Annotated in this window: 23 protein-coding genes; 11 read left to right on the forward strand and 12 right to left on the reverse strand. The window is 53.0% G+C overall.

All coding sequences use genetic code 11. The features are described from left to right. Positions 1-103: 103 nt before the first annotated feature. Positions 104-1,129: an inner membrane protein YhjD gene (yhjD, locus tag AC6EMZ_RS16185; RefSeq protein ID WP_498403650.1), complete on the reverse strand. Its 1,026-nt coding sequence runs from the start codon at positions 1,127-1,129 to the stop codon at positions 104-106. Between the two features lie 51 nt (positions 1,130-1,180). Continuing rightward, the gene (locus tag AC6EMZ_RS16190; protein ID WP_498403651.1) at positions 1,181-2,080 is read right to left on the reverse strand and encodes a LysR family transcriptional regulator; all 900 of its coding nucleotides are present in this window, start codon (positions 2,078-2,080) and stop codon (positions 1,181-1,183) included. A gap of 119 nt (positions 2,081-2,199) precedes the next feature. Between AC6EMZ_RS16190 and AC6EMZ_RS16195 the strand changes: the two genes are divergently transcribed. Both AC6EMZ_RS16195 and AC6EMZ_RS16200 read left to right on the forward strand, forming a co-directional pair. Further along, positions 2,200-2,958: an SDR family NAD(P)-dependent oxidoreductase gene (locus AC6EMZ_RS16195; RefSeq protein ID WP_498403653.1), complete on the forward strand. Its 759-nt coding sequence runs from the start codon at positions 2,200-2,202 to the stop codon at positions 2,956-2,958. A 188-nt stretch (positions 2,959-3,146) separates the two neighbouring features. Next, positions 3,147-3,749, forward strand: a complete 603-nt coding sequence (locus AC6EMZ_RS16200) for a response regulator transcription factor (protein WP_498403655.1) — start codon at positions 3,147-3,149, stop codon at positions 3,747-3,749. Here the strand turns inward: AC6EMZ_RS16200 and AC6EMZ_RS16205 are convergent. Both AC6EMZ_RS16205 and AC6EMZ_RS16210 read right to left on the reverse strand, forming a co-directional pair. Beyond that, entirely contained in the window at positions 3,729-4,214 is a 486-nt protein-coding gene (locus AC6EMZ_RS16205; protein ID WP_498403657.1) for a lysozyme, read from the reverse strand. The two genes, AC6EMZ_RS16200 and AC6EMZ_RS16205, sit on opposite strands and share 21 nt — an antisense overlap. A 53-nt stretch (positions 4,215-4,267) precedes the next feature. After that, the gene (locus AC6EMZ_RS16210) at positions 4,268-4,816 is read right to left on the reverse strand and encodes a GNAT family N-acetyltransferase (RefSeq protein WP_498403659.1); all 549 of its coding nucleotides are present in this window, start codon (positions 4,814-4,816) and stop codon (positions 4,268-4,270) included. A 145-nt stretch (positions 4,817-4,961) separates the two neighbouring features. Here AC6EMZ_RS16210 and AC6EMZ_RS16215 point away from each other — a divergent pair, with 145 nt between their 5' ends. After that, positions 4,962-6,551, forward strand: a complete 1,590-nt coding sequence (locus AC6EMZ_RS16215) for an STY4199 family HEPN domain-containing protein (protein ID WP_498403969.1) — start codon at positions 4,962-4,964, stop codon at positions 6,549-6,551. A 35-nt stretch (positions 6,552-6,586) separates the two neighbouring features. Here AC6EMZ_RS16215 and AC6EMZ_RS16220 read toward each other — a convergent pair whose 3' ends face one another. From AC6EMZ_RS16220 to AC6EMZ_RS16230, 3 genes are all read right to left on the reverse strand, one after another. Further along, entirely contained in the window at positions 6,587-8,236 is a 1,650-nt protein-coding gene (locus AC6EMZ_RS16220; RefSeq protein ID WP_498403971.1) for an alpha,alpha-trehalase, read from the reverse strand. 274 nt (positions 8,237-8,510) lie between these two features. Next, on the reverse strand, positions 8,511-9,863 hold the full coding sequence (gorA, locus tag AC6EMZ_RS16225) for a glutathione-disulfide reductase (protein ID WP_498403661.1): 1,353 nt from the start codon (positions 9,861-9,863) through the stop codon (positions 8,511-8,513). A 71-nt stretch (positions 9,864-9,934) separates the two neighbouring features. Further along, positions 9,935-10,777: a 23S rRNA (adenine(2030)-N(6))-methyltransferase RlmJ gene (locus tag AC6EMZ_RS16230; protein WP_498403663.1), complete on the reverse strand. Its 843-nt coding sequence runs from the start codon at positions 10,775-10,777 to the stop codon at positions 9,935-9,937. Positions 10,778-10,957: 180 nt separating this feature from the next. Here AC6EMZ_RS16230 and prlC point away from each other — a divergent pair, with 180 nt between their 5' ends. Beyond that, entirely contained in the window at positions 10,958-13,000 is a 2,043-nt protein-coding gene (gene prlC, locus AC6EMZ_RS16235) for an oligopeptidase A (protein WP_498403664.1), read from the forward strand. A 7-nt stretch (positions 13,001-13,007) separates the two neighbouring features. After that, positions 13,008-13,760 (forward strand): 16S rRNA (guanine(1516)-N(2))-methyltransferase RsmJ, encoded by a 753-nt coding sequence (rsmJ, locus tag AC6EMZ_RS16240; RefSeq protein ID WP_498403667.1) that lies wholly within the window; start codon positions 13,008-13,010, stop codon positions 13,758-13,760. Between the two features lie 93 nt (positions 13,761-13,853). Here the strand turns inward: rsmJ and uspA are convergent, their stop codons facing one another. Then, positions 13,854-14,291, reverse strand: a complete 438-nt coding sequence (uspA, locus tag AC6EMZ_RS16245; RefSeq protein WP_003861223.1) for a universal stress protein UspA — start codon at positions 14,289-14,291, stop codon at positions 13,854-13,856. Between the two features lie 283 nt (positions 14,292-14,574). Here uspA and uspB point away from each other — a divergent pair, with 283 nt between their 5' ends. Then, positions 14,575-14,910: a universal stress protein UspB gene (gene uspB / locus AC6EMZ_RS16250; RefSeq protein WP_498403670.1), complete on the forward strand. Its 336-nt coding sequence runs from the start codon at positions 14,575-14,577 to the stop codon at positions 14,908-14,910. A gap of 51 nt (positions 14,911-14,961) precedes the next feature. On the opposite strand, the gene pitA is transcribed toward uspB, so the two are convergent. Continuing rightward, positions 14,962-16,461, reverse strand: a complete 1,500-nt coding sequence (gene pitA, locus AC6EMZ_RS16255; RefSeq protein ID WP_498403672.1) for an inorganic phosphate transporter PitA — start codon at positions 16,459-16,461, stop codon at positions 14,962-14,964. A gap of 230 nt (positions 16,462-16,691) precedes the next feature. Between pitA and AC6EMZ_RS16260 the strand changes: the two genes are divergently transcribed. From AC6EMZ_RS16260 to AC6EMZ_RS16270, 3 genes are all read left to right on the forward strand, one after another. After that, a complete protein-coding gene (locus tag AC6EMZ_RS16260) occupies positions 16,692-17,885 on the forward strand; it encodes a BaiN/RdsA family NAD(P)/FAD-dependent oxidoreductase (protein WP_498403674.1) in 1,194 nt (397 codons plus the stop codon). A 131-nt stretch (positions 17,886-18,016) separates the two neighbouring features. After that, a complete protein-coding gene (locus tag AC6EMZ_RS16265; RefSeq protein ID WP_015960865.1) occupies positions 18,017-18,415 on the forward strand; it encodes a potassium channel family protein in 399 nt (132 codons plus the stop codon). Positions 18,416-18,580: 165 nt separating this feature from the next. After that, positions 18,581-19,606, forward strand: coding sequence for a TerC/Alx family metal homeostasis membrane protein (locus AC6EMZ_RS16270; RefSeq protein ID WP_498403676.1), 1,026 nt, complete (start codon positions 18,581-18,583; stop codon positions 19,604-19,606). Positions 19,607-19,651: 45 nt separating this feature from the next. Here the strand turns inward: AC6EMZ_RS16270 and AC6EMZ_RS16275 are convergent, their stop codons facing one another. After that, on the reverse strand, positions 19,652-20,311 hold the full coding sequence (locus AC6EMZ_RS16275) for an HAD family hydrolase (protein ID WP_498403678.1): 660 nt from the start codon (positions 20,309-20,311) through the stop codon (positions 19,652-19,654). A 238-nt stretch (positions 20,312-20,549) separates the two neighbouring features. Here AC6EMZ_RS16275 and AC6EMZ_RS16280 point away from each other — a divergent pair, with 238 nt between their 5' ends. Beyond that, complete coding sequence (locus tag AC6EMZ_RS16280; RefSeq protein ID WP_498403680.1) at positions 20,550-21,077, forward strand: C40 family peptidase; 528 nt, start codon at positions 20,550-20,552, stop codon at positions 21,075-21,077. Between the two features lie 4 nt (positions 21,078-21,081). On the opposite strand, the gene AC6EMZ_RS16285 is transcribed toward AC6EMZ_RS16280, so the two are convergent. After that, positions 21,082-21,876 carry an SDR family NAD(P)-dependent oxidoreductase gene (locus tag AC6EMZ_RS16285; protein ID WP_498403683.1) on the reverse strand — a complete coding sequence of 265 codons (795 nt, stop codon included), beginning with the start codon at positions 21,874-21,876 and terminating at the stop codon, positions 21,082-21,084. Between the two features lie 33 nt (positions 21,877-21,909). Continuing rightward, positions 21,910-22,791 carry a LysR family transcriptional regulator gene (locus AC6EMZ_RS16290; protein ID WP_498403685.1) on the reverse strand — a complete coding sequence of 294 codons (882 nt, stop codon included), beginning with the start codon at positions 22,789-22,791 and terminating at the stop codon, positions 21,910-21,912. A 100-nt stretch (positions 22,792-22,891) separates the two neighbouring features. Between AC6EMZ_RS16290 and AC6EMZ_RS16295 the strand changes: the two genes are divergently transcribed. Beyond that, on the forward strand, positions 22,892-23,398 hold the full coding sequence (locus tag AC6EMZ_RS16295) for a phenolic acid decarboxylase (protein ID WP_498403687.1): 507 nt from the start codon (positions 22,892-22,894) through the stop codon (positions 23,396-23,398). The last annotated feature ends 277 nt before the right edge of the window (positions 23,399-23,675 follow it).

Below are 23,675 nucleotides of genomic sequence, written 5' to 3' on the forward strand. Positions count from 1 at the left end.
ATAAAACTAGTTTTAGGTTAAATAAAAGTTACGGGCTGGATTTATATGCTGAAATGATGATTCGGGCTGAAAGATTACTTTTCTGTACAGCCCGAAGGGCGATTTACTTATGTGTTTTACCCGGCATTCGCGGGTCATCTTTATACTCGGCGGTGGCGATCCATGCGGCGCAGAACAGCGTCAGGCGGGCAAAGAAGTAGAAGAATGCCATCAGACCCAGCACCGAACCAAACGCCGCACCCGAAGGTGATTTCACCAGCGCCGGGAGGGTATAGGTCATCACAATCTTGATCACTTCAAAGCCAATAGCGGCGATGAATGTACCGCGAATCAGCGCTTTTTTACGTGGACGGTGGCGCGGCAGTCGCCAAAATATCCAGAAGAAAAGCAGATAGTTGGCAAAAATAGAAATCGCCAGACCAATCAACCGCCAGGCCGGTTTGAGCCACTCGATAGAGTCGAGGTACAGCGCAGAAATAATCATTTGCTGCGCCGAACCTGCCACTGAGGTTATCGATAAGGTCACAATCAGCGCGAATAGCAGCCCTATCAGCGAAACAAAGTCGCGCAGATACTTAATCCAGATTTTCTCCTGATCCTGCGGCGTACGTTCCCACACGTCACGCGACTGGGCGCGAATCGCTTCACGCAGATTGCCCATCCAGTTAATACCCGAATACAGCGCAATCAACAGCCCCACTATTCCCACGGTGGTACGCTGCTGCACGGCAGTGCTAATGGTGCTTTTCAGCGTGGCGGCGAGCGTCGGATCGCTGACGTTGGTCAGAATTTTATTGAAGATGTCCTGTAGCAGCGTAGGGTGCGAGGCGAGAACAAAGCCCGCCGCGGCAAACGACACCATCAAAATGGGAATCATCGATAAAAACGAGAAATAGGTAATAGCGGCACCAAACTGGTTCCCCATACGGTCGTTGAAGCGCTCGGTAGCGCGTATCAAGTGCGCAATCATCGGGCGACGCTGAATCTTTTGTGCGGTATCGGTGACCGTTTCCAGCGCCTTGTTCGCTTTGCTGTGGGATTTATCTTCGTCAGGCTTTGTTTCCATCTTTTTGATGGGATCGTATTCCAGTTCCTGGGTCGGTCGTTGCTGGTTGTTTTCCGGCGTCACACGCATTTTCCTTTTCGTTTAGCTGGATGTAATGGGAAGTATAGCCTGCGGCTAGTCAACGTAAGCTTTCATTATCCCGGTAAGCCATTCCATGAACAGATGAACGCGACGGGAGAGGTTACGGCGGTGAGGATAAATCAGCGAAACCGGCATCGGTTCGGCGCGATATTGCGGCAGAATTTCCAGGAGTTTTTTGCTGCGTAACGCTTCGCGCACGCCGATTCGCGGTACCTGTATAATCCCCAGACCGGCAAGACAGGCTGCGTGGTAGGTTTCAGTGCTGTTGACGGTTAATACGCCTCCGGTTTTTATCCATCGCGTTGAATCACCCTGATAAAACTCAAAACCCTGCGGGCGGACACCGAGATTCACCGCGTAATGAATCACCGCATGCGAGGCCAAATCATCCAGATTCTCGGGATAGCCAAAACGCGCCAGATAATCGGGGCTGGCACAGTTGATTATTGAGAGTTTGCCAAGCGGTCGGGCAATCAGCCCAGAATCTTTCAACGTGCCGACGCGTACCACGCAGTCAAATCCTTCACGAATGACGTCGACCAGGCGATCGCTACTGCTCAGTTCTAGCTCAATGCCAGGATACTGCTGGAGAAAAGTGGGTAGTTTCGGGATGACTAAATTTCGCGCAACCCCAACGGGCATATCGACGCGTAATCGACCGCTAATGCTGGTGGGATCATGCTGGAAAAGTCCGTCCAGTTCATCGAGGTTGGCGAGCAGATCTTTTGCCCGCTCGTAATAGACCATGCCGTCCTGCGTAAGGCTTACGCGGCGCGTGGTGCGGTGCAAAAGCTGTGTTCCCAGCAGGTTCTCCAGCGCCTGGATTTGACGCGATACGCTACCTTTAGGAAGGCCCAGCGTGTCGGCGGCGCGAGAAAAACTCTCCAGTTCCGCTACGCGGATGAAGAGCTGCATTGCGTGAATTTTATCCATAGGCTGCGCTCATTATTGTTGTCATTGAAACAGTGAAGCGTTTTTCAGCGTCTTTATTGATTTTCTATCACCTAATAAGCTCTTTCTCAATCACCGTAACAAGCGAAACGAGGTTTATCATGAGTGAACGTATTGCATTAGTGACTGGCGGGAGCCGTGGCCTGGGTAAGAATGCGGCATTGAAGCTGGCAGCGAAGGGAACAGGAATTATTCTGACCTATAACAGCAGCCAGAAAGAAGCACGTCATGTTGTGCATGAAATTGAAGAAAAGGGCGTAAAAGCCGTGGCTTTACCGCTGAACGTCGGCGAAATCGCCAGTTTCGAAAAATTTGCCGCCGAAGTGCGGTCGCAGCTTAAGCATGTGTGGCAGCGCGACTCCTTCGATTATTTATTGAACAATGCGGGTACCGGTTTATACGCTCCTTATGCGGAAACCACCGTCGAACAGTTTGATGATGCCATGAACATCCATTTCAAAGGGCCGTTCTTCCTGACCCAGCGACTGCTGCCGATGCTTAAAAACGGCGGGCGCATCCTTAATGTCTCCAGCGGGCTTGCTCGTTTCGCACAGCCGGGCTCCAGTACCTATGCGGCGATGAAAGGGGCGATGGAAGTGCTCACTCGCTACCAGGCCAAAGAGCTGGGCGCGCGAGGAATAACGGCTAATATCATTGCGCCTGGGGCGATTGAAACTGATTTTGGCGGCGGGCGCGTACGTGATAATGAACATATTAATCAGATGATTGCCTCGCAAACCGCGCTTGGACGCGTTGGCCTGCCAGATGACATTGGCGATGCCATTGCAGCGTTGCTGAGCGATGAGCTAGGTTGGATGAACGCCCAGCGTATCGAAGTTTCTGGCGGCATGTTCCTGTAATAGCTGAATAAAGGGGAGGGATCCCCCGCATTTTGCATTGAGATGATCCTTAATTAAATTATTTCAAAAATTTATAATTGTTCTTTGTTGAAGCAGATTTGTAACCCTTATGGGTAATACGCTTTCCGCTAAAACGCATCTCTGTAGAATGCCTTCGTTATGATTACATATTAGAAGGATGCACATTCATGCGAGTCATCATGTTTGACAGGCAGTCAATATTTATTCATGGAGCGATAAGCAGTCTGCGCGGGATTATTCCTGAAATAAATATCGACGGAACGAGTCAGGCTGATGAGTTGTGGCCATTATTAACGGCTTCACCTGCCGCTATTGTTATGATCGACGGCAGTCTGCATCGTGAATATTGCCTGTGGTTGCTGGACGAACTCAATTCGCGTTTTCCGGCGCTGCGAGTGGTGATGGTGCTGGCGAAAAAAGAGGCCGACTGGGTTGAACAGCTGGTGCAGCGCAACGTCATGGCGATCGTTCCGCGCCACTCCTCGGCGGATATGTATGCCTCGGTTCTGCGGATGGTGGCATCCGGGATGATGTGTTGTCCTGGAGAGTGGCTAAAATCGGCCTTACAGCCACAATATGAATTGGCCTCATTGAGCGAGCGCCAGCGAGAAGTGCTAAAGCTGCTGGCCGAAGGGGAATCTAACAAGGAAATCAGCCGAGCGCTTAACATCAGTGCGGGCACAGTCAAAGCGCATCTCGAAACGCTTTTTCGTCTGCTGGATGTTAAAAATCGTACTCAGGCTGCCATGCTATACACCCGCGTGGCTTAACGCCGATTGCGGGCAGTCGTTTATCGTAAACAACTCACACTCAGCCTGACGAAGTGCCGCCAGGCTGGGAATATATTTCCCGTTAAGCATCTGCTCATGCCGCCATATCTCAGTGGCTTTCGCGTAATTTCCCTGCGCAATATCATTAAGTATTCCCGTTTGCATCACTTGCGTTTTACCGCAACTGAATATCAGCGAAATCAACGCATCGTACTGAAATTGCCCAAGCGTTATCCCGATATTTTCATGCAGGAACTGTTCGCATATATCGATATCCGAACTTAACAATATTTCGGCCTGAGATGGCGTAATGATATCGCCAAAGCAATCGGCTGGAGAGACAATATGTCCATATCCAATTACCCATAATCCGCTTTCATCGCGATATTTTTCCAGTGAAAGTCCCTGATATTTTTTTATCAGGTTAATTCCTGCGAGGGAAATTTGCAGTAATTGGTATGTCATCTTCGTTTCCTCATGTCAGGCGACACTGTAGAGGAAACAAAGACGAGAAAGAATCAGCCAAATGGCAGTTGATCGACGTGATATTCGTGCTTAAGCAGGCCAAAGATCCAGTCGTTGTACCATTGCCCGGAGAGCGCAAAGTTTTCTCGTAGCTCACCTTCGAGGACAAAACCGGTCTTTTCCAGCAAGCCACGGGAGGCCAGATTACCCGCCGTCACGGTAGCCATCAGACGGCGAATTCTGCCCTGTTCAAAGGCAAAATCACACACCGCACGTAACGACTCGTACCCATAACCTTTTCCCTGAGCTTCAGGAGCGAACAGGAAACCCACTTCTGCACAATCATCTTCTCGATGAATGTATCCCGTCATACCGAGCGGCGTTTGGCTTTGCGCATCACGCACCACCAGACACAGCCAGTGTGCGCTGCCGGGCATCCAGGGCTGTAGGCGCGGTTCGAATGCTGCCCTGATGTCTGCAACAGGGCGTTTATCGCCCACGTAGCGCATCACATCGGGATGCTGTTGTAGCGACAGATAAAAGGGCCAGTCATGCTCCTGCAAGGGCGAGCACGTTAATCGAGAAGTCGTCAGTACAGGCATCCGGTTCTCCTATAACAATTTTCAATGATTATAGAGTTGTCACTTTATTTATCCATAATCTCAGTTATGTTTAACCGCGTATAAATAAAAAGAAAAATGACCATACGGCCAACTTAGTCTGCTTCGTTGTACATTAAGGAAAATGATGACTTTAAGTCCATCACATCACGTCCGCGAGCAGTTTGAACACTGCCTCGCCATTATTCGTCAGGCCTCAATAGAGATCCTGCTCCTTCTTGATGTTCACGTCTCGGAAGGAAAAGACCCGCGTTGGTTTCTGGAACAGCTCGATACGGCCCGCCTGGCACTGGGTGGCTGGACGGTCGTAGCAAAACGCCTGAACCTCAACGATGCAGAAATGACGGATTTCACGCTACAGCTTCGGCTTTTACAGCAGCGCGTTCCACAGTATGAGAACGGTCAGGATGTGACGCAGAACCAGCTTATCGCCGCGATGCGCTTTGTCACTGCGCTTGAACATCTGCGCTCGCAGCAGCCACTGCTGGGCTACAGCACCGAACTGAAAGTGGGCGGCGAGGCTCAGCAGCAGCAAGCACACAAACAGGTGCGCGCGCTGGAGCTGATGCTTAAGTCGCTGATCATGCAGGCATGGCCCGACCCGGTGCGGCTCAACAATCATCTAAAAACCTTGTTTAACGCTGACCGTGTCCGGCGCTGGTTAAAAATGGCCGACCGTAACGACGTACTCAGCGGGATGATGTTCAGCGAACTGGCGTTGATGGTGGTGGATAAAAAAGAGTTCAGCCGCTATTACTCGCCGCTGTTTAACGATCGCAACGCCCTGACGTTGTTTGTTGAACCGCGCAAAACGTTGCAAACCTTCCTCGATGATATCCGTCAAATTCGCAACGCGCTCACCGTACAGCAGCCGCTCAGTTCCGCTCAGCTTTTGTTGCTGGATAACTATTACGCCCAAATCGCAGGCCCCATCCAGCGGGCATTTGAAGAAGGGCGGACGCGTATCAACCCAACAGGACTGATGGCCGTTGACGCGAGTGAACTGCACAACTTCTGGGAAAATGCGCAAAAAATGGATCGACTGACCGGCGGCGATCTTTTTGAAATCCGCGACAGCATCGAAAAGCCAACTCAACGCGCGCCCCGTACGCCTGAACAGCGCGATCGGTTGATCTCGGGTGCGCTCTGGGGAGCGGTTGGGGTGATGGTTATTGCGATCGTGGTAGGCGGGTTCTGGTTAGTCACCAGCACGACTCCGCCAGTTTCTGTCGTCAATACAGAGGCTCAGGCCGCGCCGAAAGAGATGCGTGAAACGCCTTCCTCGCGAGAAACGCTCACGCGCATGGGCGTGACCTGGGATGAGAACAACTTGCGCTCGGCCATTGACCGTAACGACACGCGCGTGACGTTGCTGTTCCTCCAGGGTGGGATGGACTGGAAACTGGCCTGGACGGAACAGGCGATGGCCGCCGGTTACGACGACGTGCTTGAGGTGTTAATGCGCTACCGCCTGCAAATGGTGGAGCAAAAACCCTGTCGGCGTTTTATCACAACGCTGAGTCATGCCATGTCGACTGGGGAATCACTAACGTCGATGCGTAAACAGTATTTGCAGGCATTTTGTACGGTACCGGCGGTGATTAAGCGTCAGAAATATGAAGTCGACCAGGCGAAACTCAGAACGCTGGCGCAGCCGGACGCCAGCACCAAAAAATGGCAGTCCATTCAGACCGCCATTTATGATGTGATTCGCTGATATTTCTCTCTCCCCGCGGGAGAGGGAACCTACACTCAAGGCTCCCCGTACAGCCCAATCAACCTGCGCACCACGCCGTTCGTCCAGCCGAAGCCATCCTGCAATGGATATTCGCCGCCGCCGCCTTCACGCGGCGTGCTGCTGGCAATATGGTATTTCTCGATAAGCTTGTGATGCGCTTTGTAGAAATGATTCACCGTTTGCAGCCAGCTCCACGCAATTTCATCGCCTAACGAATCGTTGCCATACTGCTTAAAGCCCTGAATCGCCATCCATTGCAGCGGTGCCCAGCCGTTAGGTTTATCCCACTGCTCGCCGGTTTCATATTCGGTGGCCATAATTCCGCCCGGCGTCAGCAGGCGCGCTTTAATGATGTCGGCCAGCCGATCGGCCTGCTCGTGCGTGGCCATACCAACGTACAACGGTACGATGCTGGCGGCAGAAAACAGCGCCATCTCTTCGCGTCGCCAGTCGTAATCGCGGTAGCAGCCGTTTTCGTCATCCCACAGATAACGATTGACCGCCGCACGACGATCGTTCGCTTTCTGGCGGAACAGGTCTGCGGTCTCTTTCTCGCCTTTTGAGGCAGAAATATTGGCAATTGCGCTTTCCAGCTTAAACAGGAACGCGTTCAGATCGATGGGGATGAACTGGGTGGTGCGAATGCTGGCCAGGCGGCCCGGATCGCGCAGCCAGCGTGACGAGTAATCCCAGCCGGATGCCGCGCCCGCGCGTAAGTCGCGATACACCTCATTGGGTGGTCGCCCAGAATGCCGCGCGGTTTCGACATCCTCAATCCAGGACTCGTCACGCGGCGTATCTCGGTCGTCCCAGTAACGGTTGAGTAACGAACCGTCCGGCATACGTACGGCGCTGCGATAGGCCTGGTTAAGCATCAGCGATTCCGCGCCGTCCATCCAGAAGGCGTACTCCATCTTCAGATGATCCAGGTAGCGTTTCGCACCGCGCACGCCATCTTCCTCGAACAGTTCAACCATCAGGGCAAACACTGGCGGCTGCGAGCGGCTCAGATAGTAGGTACGGTTGCCGTTAGGGATGTGGCCGTAGCGTTCGATCAGCCACGCAAAGTTATCCGCCATACATTTGAGTAAATCGTTGCGGCCACTTTCCGCCAGGCCCAGCATCGAGAAATACGAATCCCAGTAGTAAGTTTCACTGAATCGCCCACCGGGCACGATGTAGGCCTGTGGCAGCGCCAGCAGAGACGACCACGGGATGTGATCCTGCGGTTCCCGCGTCAGCACCGGCCACAGGTTATCGATGTGCTCTTTGAGCGTCTGGCTTGGGTCGGAGACATATTCGGTGGTGAGATTATCCGGCATCCAGAAGTGGTTCTCGACAAACCGGGCCAGGTCGAAGTCGCGATGACGACGAACCTTACGGTAGCGAATAAGGATATCCAACGGATCCATCTTAGGCGCACAGTCAGGAAAGGTTTTGCTGTCGGCAAACAGGCGCGACGACTGAACGTGTTCGAACAGTTCAAGATAGCGATCGGCAGGGGTCAACGCATCGGATGCGGGTAGCCCCTCAATCATTTCGGGTTCCGGCTCCGCCTCGATCATCTCATCCAGTTTTAACTCGCAGGGATCGGTTTCGTAGCGCAGCTCTTCTGCAATTTCGAATTCAACGATATCAGCTGCATGTAGTTTCTGGTTGAACATGGTGGTCAGGACCTCCGGTTGTGATTTCACAAAGTCAGTTATTCCGGGTATCACATAAGCGTAGACACTCGCTTCGGTGTGTGGGTTGCGAAGTGTGCGGTCGATCACGTTTTATTGTTGGGCATTATGACGCCAAAAATGGTGTATCTGTTTGATTTTGCTGTATTAAAGAGAAGTGTAAGAGGTTTTTATTTGAACGTGAATTCAGAGCATTCGTTTTGCAACGATTTATGAATGTTAACAGAAAATGCCCCTCAAGAGAGGGGCATCGACATTAACGCATGGTCACAAATTCTTCTGCCGCGGTTGGGTGAATCGCCACGGTATTGTCGAAGTCTTTCTTGGTTGCGCCCATTTTCAGTGCCACCGCAAAGCCTTGCAGGATCTCATCCATGCCAAAGCCAATGCCGTGAATACCGACAATCTTCTCTTCCGGTCCTACGCAAACCAGCTTCATGCGGCACGGCTGACGGTGAGAGGTGACGGCGGTGTACATCGCCGTAAAGGACGATTTGTACACTTTCACCTGGTCGTCGCCATACTGCTCGCGCGCCTGCGGTTCGGTTAAGCCGACGGTGCCGATTGGCGGGTGGCTGAAGACCACGGTCGGGATATTGCTGTAATCCAGATGCTCGTCCGGCTTGTTGTTAAACAGGCGCTCGGACAGGCGACGGCCTGCGGCCACAGCAACTGGCGTCAGCTCAACCGCGCCGGTGTTATCGCCCACCGCGTAAATGCCTGGTACGCTGGTATTCTGGAACTTATCGACAACGATATAGCCTTTGTCATTGGTTTTAACGCCCGTGACCGCCAGGTTAAAGTTATCGTTCGCCGGTTCACGACCGATAGCCCAGATCAGGCTATCCACAGTCTGACTGCGACCGTCTTCCAGCGTCAGCGTCAGGCTGCCGTCGGCGTTTTTCTCAATCGCTTTCGGTACGGCCTGAGTGTGCAGGGTCGGGCCTTCGGTATTCATCACTTCAACCAGCGTTTCGACAATCAGCGGATCAAAGCTACGCAGCGGCGCGTGTTTACGTACGAACAGATGCGTTTCTGCACCCAGTCCATTAATGACGCCCGCCAGTTCCACGGCGATATAACCTGCGCCAATAACCGCAACGCGTTTTGGCAGGGCAGGCAGCTCAAAGAAACCGTCGGAGTCGATACCGTATTCCGCGCCAGGGATGCTCGGGCGGGCGGGACGACCACCGGTGGCGATCAGAATGTGATCGGCTGTGATCGTCTCACCGTTCACTTCGATCGTTTTCGCATCCACGAAGCGGGCAAAGCCTTTGATGACATCGACGTTATTTTTACCCAGTACGTTATCGTAAGAAGTATGAATACGGTCAATGTAAGCGGTGCGGCTGGCAATCAGCTTGTCCCAGTCAAAGTGGTTGATAGTGGTATCAAAACCATAGTCCGGGCCGTACATATGGATAGCTTCGCGGATTTGTGCCGCGTGCCACATGACTTTTTTCGGTACACAACCGACGTTAACGCAGGTGCCGCCCAGCTCTTTGGCTTCAATTAGCGCACACTTCTGGCCGTACATGGCTGCACGGTTAATAGAGGCGATGCCGCCGCTGCCGCCGCCGATGGCGATGTAGTCATAATGCTTGCTCATGGGTCTTATCCTTAATGTCTGATTGCCGCGATTGTATACCTGAAATCAATAGGTTCCACCGATGACTGCGATTACTCAGGCACAATCCAACTGACGGTCGCATGGCCATTTCCCGTTGGGACCAGCACTTTGTGCAGCCACGGCAGCACGTTGTTCATTTGCGCTTCGAGCTTCCACGGCGGGTTAATCACAATCATGCCGGAAGCGGTCATGCCGCGCTGATCGCTGTCCGGGCGAACGGCCAGTTCAATCTGCATAATTTTGCGAATGCCGGTCGCTTCCAGCTCTTTGATCATGCGCTTGATTTGCGCACGCATCACCACCGGATACCACAGGGCATACGTCCCGGTTGCAAAGCGTTTGTAGCCTTCGTTAATGCCGGTGACCACGGCCTGATAGTCGGTTTTGATTTCGTAAGGCGGATCAATCAGGACCAGGCCGCGACGAGAAGCGGGTGGCAGCTTAGATTTTAGCTGGCGATAGCCGTCGGCTTTTTCGACGCGAGCGCGGTTGTCTTTCTGGAACTCAGAGCGCAACAGCGGGAAGTCGCTCGGGTGCAGCTCGGTCATTTGCAGGCTGTCCTGCTCACGCAGCAGCTGACGCGCAATCAGCGGAGAGCCAGGGTAGTAGCGCAACTGGCCGCTACGGTTGAAATGGTTTACCACGCTGATGTACGGTTCAAGCTCGGCGGGCAGGTCGTCGTGCTGCCAGATACGGGCGATACCTTCCAGATATTCACCGGTACGCTCTGCGTGCTGGCTGCTTAACTGGTAGCGGCCAGCGCCAGCGTGGGTGTCCAGATACAGAAATGGCTTATCTTTCTCTTTCAGAGACTCGATAATCAGGCTCTGAACGGTGTGTTTCAGGACGTCGGCATGGTTGCCCGCGTGGTAGCTGTGGCGATAACTGAGCATGGGTAAAGGTGTTCCAGTAGGTAAAAATCAAGCGTATCGCCACAGTATACAGAAAAGTCACTCTCGCCGCGAAAGCGCAACGTCTGGCATTGAAATTCACTACACTTAACCCCATTCTACAAACAATATGCACAGCGCCGGATGCGCGCTTCATTCATCTTCTTTCACAGGACAGCGCTTATGACCAATCCATTACTGACCCCTTTCTCGTTGCCGCCGTTTTCTAAAATCCAGCCAGAGCATGTGGTCCCAGCCGTTACCAAAGCGCTGGATGATTGCCGCACGGCGGTAGAAAGCGTGGTCGCACACGGCGCGCCGTATACCTGGGAAAATTTGTGCCAGACACTGGCTGAAGTGGATGACGTATTGGGTCGCCTGTTTTCGCCGGTTAGTCATCTGAATTCGGTGAAAAACAGCCCGGAGCTGCGCGAAGCCTACGAGCAAACTCTGCCGCTGCTGTCCGAGTACAGCACCTGGGTTGGACAGCATGAAGGACTGTATAACGCCTATCGCGATCTGCGTGATGGCGAGCATTATGCGACGCTGGATATCGCCCAGAAGAAAGCCGTCGATAATGCGCTGCGTGATTTTGAACTGTCCGGTATTGGTTTGCCAAAAGACAAACAGACTCGCTACGGTGAAATTGCCGCGCGTCTGTCTGAGCTGGGCAACCAGTACAGCAACAACGTGCTTGATGCCACTATGGGGTGGTCAAAACTGATCACCGATGAAGCCGAGCTGGTGGGCATGCCGGAAAGCGCGCTGGCCGCCGCCAAAGCCCAGGCCGAAGCCAAAGAACAGGAAGGTTTCCTGTTAACGCTTGATATCCCAAGCTATCTGCCGGTGATGACCTATTGCGACAACCAGGCGCTGCGTGAAGAACTTTATCGCGCATACAGCACCCGCGCCTCCGACCAGGGGCCGAACGCGGGCAAATGGGATAACAGCCCGGTGATGGCGGAAATCCTTGCTCTGCGCCACGAGCTGGCGCAACTGCTGGGCTTCGACAACTATGCCGACAAATCGCTCGCCACCAAAATGGCGGAAAACCCACAGCAGGTTCTCGAATTCTTAACCGATCTGGCAAAACGTGCGCGTCCTCAGGGCGAGAAAGAGCTGGCTCAACTGCGCGAATTTGCCAAAGCCGAATGCGGCGTTGAAGACCTGCAACCGTGGGATATTGCCTACTACAGCGAAAAGCAGAAGCAGCATCTGTACAGCATCAGCGATGAACAGCTGCGCCCGTACTTCCCGGAAAACAAAGCCGTTAACGGCCTGTTCGAAGTGGTGAAACGCATTTACGGCATTACTGCCAAAGAACGTACCGATGTGGACGTCTGGCATCCAGAAGTGCGCTTCTTCGAGCTGTATGACGATAAAAACGAGCTGCGCGGCAGTTTCTATCTGGACTTGTATGCGCGTGAAAACAAACGCGGCGGAGCGTGGATGGACGACTGTGTCGGCCAGATGCGTAAAGCCGACGGCTCGCTGCAAAAGCCAGTCGCGTACCTGACCTGTAACTTTAACCGTCCGGTTAGCGGTAAGCCTGCGCTGTTCACGCACGATGAAGTGATCACCCTGTTCCACGAATTCGGCCACGGTTTGCACCATATGCTGACCCGTATCGAAGCGGCGGGTGTTTCGGGTATCAGCGGTGTGCCGTGGGATGCCGTCGAGCTGCCGAGCCAGTTTATGGAAAACTGGTGCTGGGAGCCGGACGCGCTGGCCTTTATTTCAGGTCACTATGAGACCGGCGAGCCGTTGCCGAAAGCGTTGCTGGATAAAATGCTGGCCGCGAAAAACTACCAGGCGGCTATGTTTATCCTGCGCCAGCTGGAGTTTGGCCTGTTTGATTTCCGTCTGCATGCAGAGTTCAGCCCGGAGCAAGGGGCGAAAATCCTCGAAACCCTGGCCGAGATTAAGAAGCAGGTTGCGCTGATCCCAGGCCCAACGTGGGGCCGTTTCCCACACGCGTTCAGCCATATCTTTGCTGGTGGCTACGCGGCGGGTTACTACAGCTATCTGTGGGCCGATGTGCTGGCGGCAGATGCCTACTCTCGCTTTGAAGAAGAAGGTATTTTCAACCGCGAAACCGGTCAGTCGTTCCTGGATAACATCCTGACGCGCGGCGGTTCTGAAGAGCCAATGGAGTTGTTCAAACGCTTCCGTGGCCGTGAACCGCAGCTGGATGCGATGCTTGAACATTACGGAATCAAAGGCTAACTGCTACGTGAAGATCTGTTTAGTCGATGAATCAGGCGCCGGAGACGGCGCCTTATCTGTTCTTGCGGCCCGCTGGGGGCTTGAACACGATCAAGAAAACCTGATGGCGCTGGTGAAGACGCCTGAGCATCTCGAACTGCGCAAGCGTGATGAGCCCAAGCTCGGCGGCATCTTCGTTGATTTCGTGGATGGCGCGATGGCGCATCGGCGCAAGTTTGGCGGCGGTCGCGGTGAAGCGGTAGCAAAGGCGGTCGGCGTTAAGGGGAGTTATTTGCCGGATGTGGTAGACGCTACGGCGGGGCTGGGGCGCGATGCGTTTGTGCTGGCCTCTGTCGGCTGTCGCGTGCGGATGCTGGAACGCAATCCGGTGGTCGCCGCGCTGCTCGACGATGGTCTGGCGCGCGGTTATGCCGATGCTGAGATTGGCCCGTGGTTACAGGAGCGTTTGCAGTTGATTCACGCATCGAGCCTGACGGCGCTAACGGATATCAGCCCTCGTCCGCAGGTGGTCTATCTCGATCCGATGTTCCCGCATAAGCAGAAAAGCGCGCTGGTGAAGAAGGAAATGCGCGTGTTTCAGTCGCTGGTGGGGCCGGATTTGGATGCCGATGGTTTGCTGGAGCCTGCTCGACTGCTGGCGACAAAACGCGTGGTGGTGAAACGTCCGGACTATGCGCCGCCGCTGGCAGATGTTGCGACGACGAATGCCGTGGTGACCAAGGGACACCGGTTTGATATTTATTCGGGTACCGCGGAATAGTGCGGTCTGATCCCCTCACCCCATGGGGCGAGGGGCTCAATTGTACCCTGTTCCACATAGGTGCAAGGGCCAGGGTGAGGGGTAAAGTTCGACTTATTCGTCTTCTTCGTCACGCAGCGGAACAATCAACATATCCACATGTACGGTGTTGATCAGCTGGCGCGCTGAAGACATCAGCTTGCTCCAGAAATCCTGATGATGACCGCACACCACCAGATCCATATCGTATTTCTTAATTGCATCAACCAGCACCTGACCCAGATCGCCGCTACCGCTTAAGGTTTCGGTGATAGGGTAGCCCGCGTTGGTAGAGAGCTCAGATAATGCATGGTGAGTCTCTTCGGAGATGCGCTTTTGCATGTCGCCAAGATTCACATCAATGAGACCGGTGTAGAGATCGGAGTAATTCACATCAACGTGAATCAAAGAAACTTTCGCGTTGTAGGGGCGTGCCATGGATACCGCTTTATCAACCAGCACTTTACTCTCCGGGGAGAGGTCTACCGCGATGAGAATGTGTTTGTAAGCCATAGTGTTACTCCTTCCTTAAGTTATCGATGACTAATGAGTTAAGCCGTCGTCTATCTGCCTTTATTACGGCCCAGTTAAACAATTTTTTCAAGCTTTGGTGTTGATAACGATTAACCTTGTGGCAAAAAAATTAACGGATCTCCTACACTATTTAATGAGCCGTTCGGATAATTAAACGTGAACCCGGTCGACTTTCGTCATTCTTTCACTGATCTGTCTGTCATGGCATTGGGGTGCGATTGTCCAGAAGCCTTGCTTCATGGGCCTGCGCCGGGGAGGAAGTATGATTAGCACCATCGCATTGTTTTGGGCGTTATGTGTGGTTTGCATAGTGAATATGGCGCGTTATTTCTCTTCGTTACGCGCGCTGTTAGTAGTACTTCGTGGTTGCGATCCGTTGCTTTATCAGTATGTGGATGGTGGAGGCTTCTTCACGTCGCATGGACAGCCCAGCAAACAGATGCGTCTGGTGTGGTATATCTACGCCCAGCGCTATCGCGATCATCATGACGACGAGTTTATCCGTCGTTGCGACCGGTTGCGTTGCCAGTTCATTTTAACCAGCGCCCTGTGCGGTCTGGTTGTAGTGAGTATGGTGGCGCTCCTGATCTGGCATTGAGCAAAAAAAAAGCGGGTCAGTTTCCTGACCCGCTTTTTATTCATTCTGATATCAAATCAGCTTCAGAGAGATCCAGTACAGACCGCCTGACAGCAGAATCGATGCCGGGAGCGTAAATACCCAGGCCATCAGAATGTTGGTCACGGTTTTGCGCTGCAAACCGCCACCGTCGACAATCATCGTACCTGCTACGGACGAAGACAGAACGTGCGTCGTCGAGACCGGCATACCGGTATAACTCGCCAGGCCGATAGAAACGGCTGCTGTCATCTGCGCGGACATACCCTGCGCATACGTCATGCCTTTTTTACCAATCTTCTCACCGATGGTGGTCGCCACACGACGCCAGCCAATCATCGTACCGATACCCAGTGCCAGCGCGACCGCCATGATTATCCAGATTGGCGCGTACTCAATGGTATTGAGCATATCGCTTTTCAGTTTCTTCAGCAGACGCTTATCGTCAGCGTTCACTTCTGGCTGCTTCGCGACCTTATCGGTCACATCAGAGATGCAGAGCATAATGCGACGCAGCTGACCACGTTGATCGACAGATAATTTGTCGTAGCTTTCGATATCGCCCAGCATTCCTTTAACGCGTTCCAGCGCGTTGATCGCATTTGCCGGATGGCAATGGAACTCGCCAGGCGCAGTCGCTGCACCAAGTTCAGGAGAAGGAATCAGCTGGTCAACGCCAGTGGCTTTCTTCAACAGCGCAGGATGCTGCTGGAAGTAAACTTCGACGTTGTTGATAGCATCGCGAGTACGGGTGATTTCGTAGCCGGAAGCATTCATGTTAACCACAAAGCCTGCCGGTGCCACGCCAATCAACACCAGCATGACAAGGCCAATGCCTTTCTGACCATCGTTTGCGCCATGAGAGAAGGCCACGCCGATAGCAGAGATGATCAGGGCGATACGAGTCCAGAATGGCGGCTTTTTCTTGCCGTCTTTCTTTTCACGTTCTGCAGGCGTCAGGTGAATACGGGCGCGTTTTTTAGTACCGCTCCAGTAACGACGCAGGATGAAAATCAATCCACCCGCAACGACCAGACCCACAATAGGGGAAATGATAAGTGATCCGAAGATTCCAATAACTTTTGGAATGTTCAGCGCATCAACAACAGAAGTGCCGGTCATCAGGGCGTTGGTTAACCCGATACCGATAATTGCGCCGATCAGCGTGTGTGAGCTGGATGCAGGCAGACCGAAATACCAGGTTCCGAGGTTCCAGATAATGGCAGCAAGCAGCATGGAAAATACCATCGCCAGACCGTGGGCTGAACTCATATTCAGCAGAAGATCTGTCGGTAGCATATGGACGATGGCGTAAGCTACGCTTAGACCACCAAGAAGCACACCAAAGAAGTTAAAGACAGCCGCCATCACTACCGCAACCTGCGATCGCAATGCACGAGTGTAGATAACCGTAGCTACTGCGTTCGCCGTGTCGTGGAAGCCATTGATAGCTTCGTAGAACAAGACAAATGCCAGAGCAAGCAAAAGTAAAAGCCCGGTATGTAAATCCAGACCAGCAAACAAATGTAGCATAGGACGTTACGCCATTTTGGAGGACATGAACGCGGCGCATTATCCAGGACAAACGCGCAACGGGCAAAGTGAAATATAGCTTTTTTTTGATATACCTTCTGCTTTGTCTGCGTCTGGTAAAGAAATATATTTTATATTTCAAGCAAATGCTTGTGATCTGGGATCTTTATGCTGGTGCGACCACTGCGGAAACTTTACAATTCGCGCCACTTAAATAAGAGGATTTAGACGTGGAAAGGTTTGATGCCGTTATTATTGGCGCCGGTGCGGCGGGTATGTTCTGTGCGGCGATGGCCGGGCAGGCGGGTCGTCGTGTGCTGCTGCTGGATAATGGCAAGAAGCCGGGACGTAAGATCCTGATGTCCGGCGGGGGACGTTGCAACTTCACTAACCTGTACGTTGAGCCCGCGGCTTATTTGAGTCAAAACCGTCATTTTTGCAAATCAGCCCTGGCGCGTTACACCCAGTGGGATTTTATCGAAATGGTGGGCAAGCATGGCATCGCCTGGCATGAGAAAACGCTGGGCCAGCTGTTCTGCGATGACTCCGCGCAGCAGATAGTCGACATGCTGGTGGCCGAATGCGAAAAGGGCGGCGTCGTGACGCGTCTGCGTAGCGAAGTGCTGGAAGTGGCGCGCAACGATGACGGCTACACCCTTCAGTTGAACGGTGACGCCGTTAGCTGCGCAAGCCTGGTGATTGCCAGCGGTGGGCTGTCGATGCCTGGACTTGGGGCCACCCCGTTTGGCTACAAAATTGCTGAGCAGTTTGGCTTAAAGGTATTGCCCACTCGCGCAGGCCTGGTGCCGTTTACCTTGCATAAACCACTTCTGGAGCAGTTGCAGACCTTGTCCGGCGTGTCCGTTGCCTCCACCATCACCGCCGAAGACGGCACCGTTTTCCGCGAGAATCTGCTCTTCACCCATCGCGGCCTTTCCGGCCCTGCGGTATTGCAAATTTCCAGCTACTGGCAGCCGGGCGAGTTCGTCACGGTGAATTTGGTGCCGGATTGCGATCTGGACGGTTTCCTTAACGAACAGCGTACCGAGCATCCGAACCAGAGCCTTAAAAACACCCTGGCAATGCAACTGCCGAAACGCCTGATCGAATGCCTGCAACTGCTGGGGCAAATCCCGGACGTCACGCTCAAGCAGCTCAACAGCCGTGAACAGCAAACGCTGGTCGACACGCTGACGAACTGGCGCGTCCAGCCAAACGGTACGGAAGGCTATCGCACGGCAGAAGTAACGCTCGGCGGCGTGGATACCGATGAACTCTCCTCACGCACCATGGAAGCCCGCAACGTGCCGGGGCTCTATTTTATTGGCGAAGTGATGGACGTCACCGGCTGGCTGGGTGGGTATAACTTCCAGTGGGCCTGGGCGAGCGCATGGGCATGTGCGCAGGCGCTAAAAGAGAAATAATCACCCATCGCAATTATTGCGCGTTTTTTATTTCGCCGTTCCGCTAAGCTTTGATGAAGACCTATACCGTTAGCCGTATCCTTTCATTGTGAGAGCATGCGGCACTCTAGCCTTCTCACTCAGAGCTTCCCATGCAGCTAATCAGCATTATTATCTTGCTCACCCTAACGGTGGTCATTCACTCCGTGTGGATGTTTATCGTTCTAAAATTCATCAACCTGAACGTCGACGCTGTATTTCGTATCGTCTTTCGCAACGTCGCGATCGTCATTTCCATGCTGTTTGCGCACCTTATAGAAGCAAGCCTGTTCGCAGGTTTTTACTATTTTGTCGACGCTTTCAAAGACTGGAATACCAGTTTCTACTTCTCGCTGGTGAGCTACGCCACAGTGGGATACGGCGACGTTACGCTACCCGAGCACTGGCGGTTGATCGGTGGTGTTGAAGGGCTGGTCGGAGCATTAATGGTTGGCTGGTCAGTCGCGGTGTTGGTTGCGGTTTTGCAGAGATTGCGCGGGATGAGTGCCTAATCGGCAGATGCAAGGCACCCTCCTTCTGAGGTAAAGTAGACCGCTTGCGCGAGCTTCACTGTCGCGGCTTTGAGGGCGTAGAAACTGGTCAACAGTCCGTCCTTTTCAATTGCTGGTTTACCCCAGTCTGCATGGTGTGTGTTTTGTCCTCTAAAAGGGTTGTTTATGGCTTCTGCTCATCTCGGTTTCCCAACGGAAACCGTCGTTGTATTTGTTGTGATGGCCGTCGGGGCGATGTTTATCGACCTCTTCATGCACCGTCACGACAAACCCATCTCTCTTAAAAGCGCCGCAATGTGGTCCCTCTTCTGGGTCTCGATGGCGATGGTGTTTGCCGGGTTCCTTTATGTTCATCACGGTGCCGAAGTGGCGAGTCTGTTCCTCACCGGTTACGCGCTGGAAGAGGTATTGTCGATAGATAACCTGTTCGTGATGATGGCGATCTTCGCCTGGTTCGGCGTACCGGATAAGTATCGCCACCGCGTGCTTTACTGGGGCGTGCTGGGGGCGATTGTCTTCCGTGGGATATTCGTGGCAATCGGCACCAGCCTGTTAAGCCTGGGGCCGTACGTTGAGGTGGTTTTCGCGATTATCGTTGCCTGGACGGCGATAATGATGCTCAAGCGTAACGAAGAGAGCGATGAGGTCGAAGACTACTCCGGTCATCTGGCTTACCGTCTGGTGAAGCGTTTTTATCCGGTCTGGCCAAAAATCAGCAGCAATGCGTTTATCCTGACGCAGAAAGAGGTGGATGCTGAACTCGAAAAGCCGGAAAACCAGGACGTGATGGTCGGGCGGGTGAAGAAAGCGAAACGCTACGCCACGCCGCTGCTGTTGTGCGTGGCGGTGGTTGAACTGTCTGACGTGATGTTTGCGTTCGACTCGGTGCCCGCGATTATCGCCGTCAGCCGTGAACCGCTGATTGTCTATAGTGCGATGATGTTTGCGATCCTCGGCCTGCGTACGCTCTATTTCGTGCTCGAAGCGTTGAAGCAGTATCTGGTGCATCTGGAGAAAGCGGTGGTGGTGCTGCTGTTCTTCGTGGCGCTTAAGCTGGGTCTGAATGCTACCGATCACTTCTGGCATCACGGATACAGTATTTCTGCGACGGCGAGCCTGTTTGTGGTATTGGGCGTGTTGGCGCTGGGGATTATAACCAGCGTGATGTTCCCGGGTAAGCGTGAGGCCTGACGCCCTCACCCATTAAAAAAGGCAACGTGCGTTGCCTTTTTGCATTTATTTAATCGGTGAATTCCGTCGCGCTTTTGGCGAATGGAAATGCCGCCAGTGCGGATCCTGCGCGGCGGCCAGCAATTCATGATCGCCACGCGTGTCGCCCCAGGCGCGCAGGTGGTAATCGCTTAGATTGCCGTAAACCCGCTCCAGTCTCGCCACCTTCTGGGCGCAACGGCAGTTGTGTCCGGTGATACGCCCCGTCAGCTTGCCGTCCTTCACTTCCAGTTGGGTGCCGATCAGTTTAATGCCCAGCTTATCGGCCCACGGCTGTAAAACCAGTGCCGGAGACGCTGAACAAATCGTCACTTCCGCACCGGCATTCACTTCCGCCGCGACGGCCAGCACGCCGGCCGGGCGCATCAGTTTCTTCCAGTACTTCTCGCAAAATGATTCGGCCTGCTGACGCATCCAGCGTTCGTCCACGCCGGTCAGGAAGGTCCGAATCAGCACCTCTTTCAACTCATCGCGTGTCAATTTACGGCGCACGCAGTGGATCGTCGGCAGCGCCATGCGCACCAGACGCCCAGCGAAGTAGCGTTTACCAAAGGCAAAGCGCAAGAACGGGATAAAGCTGTCGTGGTGCGTCAAGGTTCCGTCAAAATCAAAGACGGAGAGGACGCGAGATTTTGCCACTGCCTCATCGGCAATCATATTGGTCATAAATACGTCTTTGCTTAAATACACATTCTGTCCGTCAGTTTACCTGTTTTGCCTCCACAGTCCTTAAATCGGGTGCATTTTTTTCTCAATCTTGCGATCGATGAATGTGTCTTATTTTAGACTCGATAGATTTTGGATAAAAAGTGAACTGTCTATATTATCACCACATCGAAAGGTGATTCGAAGGACTTTGTCTCCTCACCCGTAAGGAAAACCTCACTTACTGCCTGTTACTTTTATGACTTTTAGACTTCTTATTTCAATACTCTTGTTAAGCTTCGCCTCGTTTTCTGCTTTTAGTTTTCAGCTTCCTGCATCCATGATATCGCCGCACGGCGAGCTCTCAGCATCTCCGGCCAGAGCCGCGCTGGAGCATCAGGAGTCCGGCCCGCTTCGTGGCCGTATCCTCGCGCAATATCAGAAGTGGAAAGGCACTCATTATTTATGGGGTGGCACCAGCCATCGCGGCGTAGATTGCTCTGCGCTGATGCAGCATCTGTTTAGCGATGCCGCCAATCTTTCACTGCCGCGCACGACGGGCGAGCAGATCGGCCGCGGTGTACAGGTGGCAGAATATGGCTTAAAGGCAGGGGATTTACTCTTCTTCCAGACCGGACCGAACCGCCGTCATGTGGGCGTCTATATTGGGGACCATCAGTTTATTCACGCCTCAAGCAGCCAGGGAGTGACGGTCTCAACGCTTGCCAATAATTACTGGCACTCGCACTTTATCACCGCCCGCCGGGTGGCGGGCGAAGCGTCCTGAGTCGTTAAATAATATCGTCTATCACGCCACCGTCGACGCGCAGCGCCGCGCCGGAGGTGGCGGAGGCCTGAGCCGAGCAGACGTAAACCACCATATTCGCCACTTCTTCCACCGTGGCGGCCCGCTGAATAACTGAGCTTGGACGATGGGCCATCACGAACGCTTTCGCCAGCGTTTCGAGCGATTTTCCTGTTCTCTCCATCTCTTCTTTCATCATCTCGGCAAAGCCGTCTGACATCGTCGGCCCCGGCAGCACGCTGTTGACCGTTACGCCACTGCCCGCGACGAACTTTGCCAGCCCGCGAGCCAGTGACAGCTGCGCTGTTTTGGTCACGCCGTAGTGGATCATATCCGCAGGAATATTGCAGGCTGATTCGGATGAAATAAACACCACACGGCCCCAACCTTTTTGCACCATGCCGGGCAGCAACGCACGCGACAGGCGCACGCCGGACATCACGTTGGTTTGCCAGTAATTGTTCCAGGTTTCGTCATCGACCGAGTAAAAATCCTCAGGCCCGTAAATCCCGGCGTTGTTGACCAGAATATCGACGTTCGAGGCCACTTTTAGCAGCGAGGCTACGCCTTCCTGCGAGCTCAGATCGGCAATTGCCGCGCGAACCTGTACACTTGGCACTGCCTGTTGCAGGTGCTGAATACCCCGATTCACCGATTCTGTACTGCGTCCGTTAACAATCACTTCGGCCCCGCTTTCTGCCAGGCCCCGCGCGATGGCAAAGCCAATCCCACCCGTTGAAGCGGTAACCAGCGCGACTTTCCCCGTAAGATCGATTTTCATGGTCTGTTCCTTATGATGATAAAAGTTCAGACCTTAAAGCGTAGCAGGTGACGTTTCCGGCGGCTGGCTAAACAGGTTCAGCAAGGTTTCTACCTGCTCATCCAACGGAGCGAGTGTACGTTTAACAATTAAGTGCAGCGGCGTGGCGCGGCGCAGACCGTGGCTGAGCGGCAACGGTCGTAATAAGTTCTGTTTTAGCAGGGCCTGTATCCGCTCTTCCGGCAGCCAGCCGTACCCCACCTGATACATCACCGCTTCGATAGCGGCATCGATGGTAGAAAATGTCCATGATTCATTGGATGCGTTCGCGCTGGAACGGCTGTCGGCAATTTGAATCAACGGCCATCGGCTTAGCATCTCATCGTTGAGCGGCGCGTCGAGGGTGAAAAGTGGATGATCGCGATGTGCGACGGCGACAAAATCGATATTCATTAACCATTCACCCCGCCCGGTCACATCCTGGCGGCGAGTGAGTACCATCACGTCGGCCTCGCGGCTGGCGACGTCGATACGGGCATTCTCCAGTACTTCGGTAAGCCGCACCTGCGTTTGCGGGTAGCGTTGCTGGAACTGGCGCAAGATTTCAAACAGACGGCGACGAGGGAAAATACTGTCCACCACCAGATCGAGGCGGGTACGCATACCACTTTGCAACGTAGCAGCCCGCGTCTCGACGTAGGAGAACGCTTTTAGTAACGGCTTTACCTGATTTAGCAGTAGCTCTCCAGCGGGTGTGAGCACCGCCCGACGGCCTTCCTGCATCAACAGCGGCACTCCCAGTCGCTCTTGCAAAACCGACAGGTTATAGCTAACGGAAGACTGGCTGCGATGCGTTTCTTCCGCCGCGCGAGCAAAGCTGCCGACCTCGATCACCTTTTCCAACAAGGCCCATTGTTCCAGCGTGGTTTTATGCATAATACATCTAAAAAATGGATGAATTTGATTAAAACATAGCGTTATTCATTCATTTTTTAAAGGTCTAAGATTGCTTCATCGAAACATGAGGAGACATATTATGAGCACATTTGATAAAAATGATTTGAGCGGCTTCGTCGGCAAACATCTGGTTTATACCTACGATAATGGCTGGAACTACGAGATCTACGTGAAAAACGACACCACTCTTGATTACCGTATTCACAGCGGCCTGGTGGCAAATCGTTGGGTAAAAGATCAGCAGGCGTATATTGTGCGCGTGGGGGAAAATATCTACAAAATTTCCTGGACCGAACCGACTGGTACCGACGTGAGTCTGATTGCGAACCTGGCAGACAATTTGTTCCACGGCACCATCTTCTTCCCGCGCTGGGTGATGAACAATCCAGAAAAAACCGTTTGCTTCCAAAACGATCACATTCCGCTAATGAACGCCTTGCGCGATGCTGGCCCTGCTTATCCAACTGAGGTGATTGATGAATTTGCTACCATCACCTTTGTACGCGACTGCGGAGCTAACAATGAAAGCGTGATTGCCTGCGCGGCGAGCGAGTTGCCAAAAAACTTTCCGGATAATCTTAGATAAACGCGACAATTGATTGAAAAGAAAAGTTCCCGCCGTATTTCATATTTTTTTATGAAATACGGCGGTTTTTTTTGTTTGTTGATAATTGGTTTAGTTATCACGTGTCACGCGAACTATTAAATAAAATCACTATTTTGAGCTAATGCACAGAAAATAAAAATAAACTAAATTCATGATAGCTTGTTGTTATTTATGAATTTAAATTCTGTTTATTTCATTTTCAGCCTTCTTGTTTCATTCGCATCTTAATTTTTTCCTAAGAAATGAACGTTAGCTT

It is taken from the genome of Enterobacter sp. SCRI0065 (genome assembly GCF_059766475.1).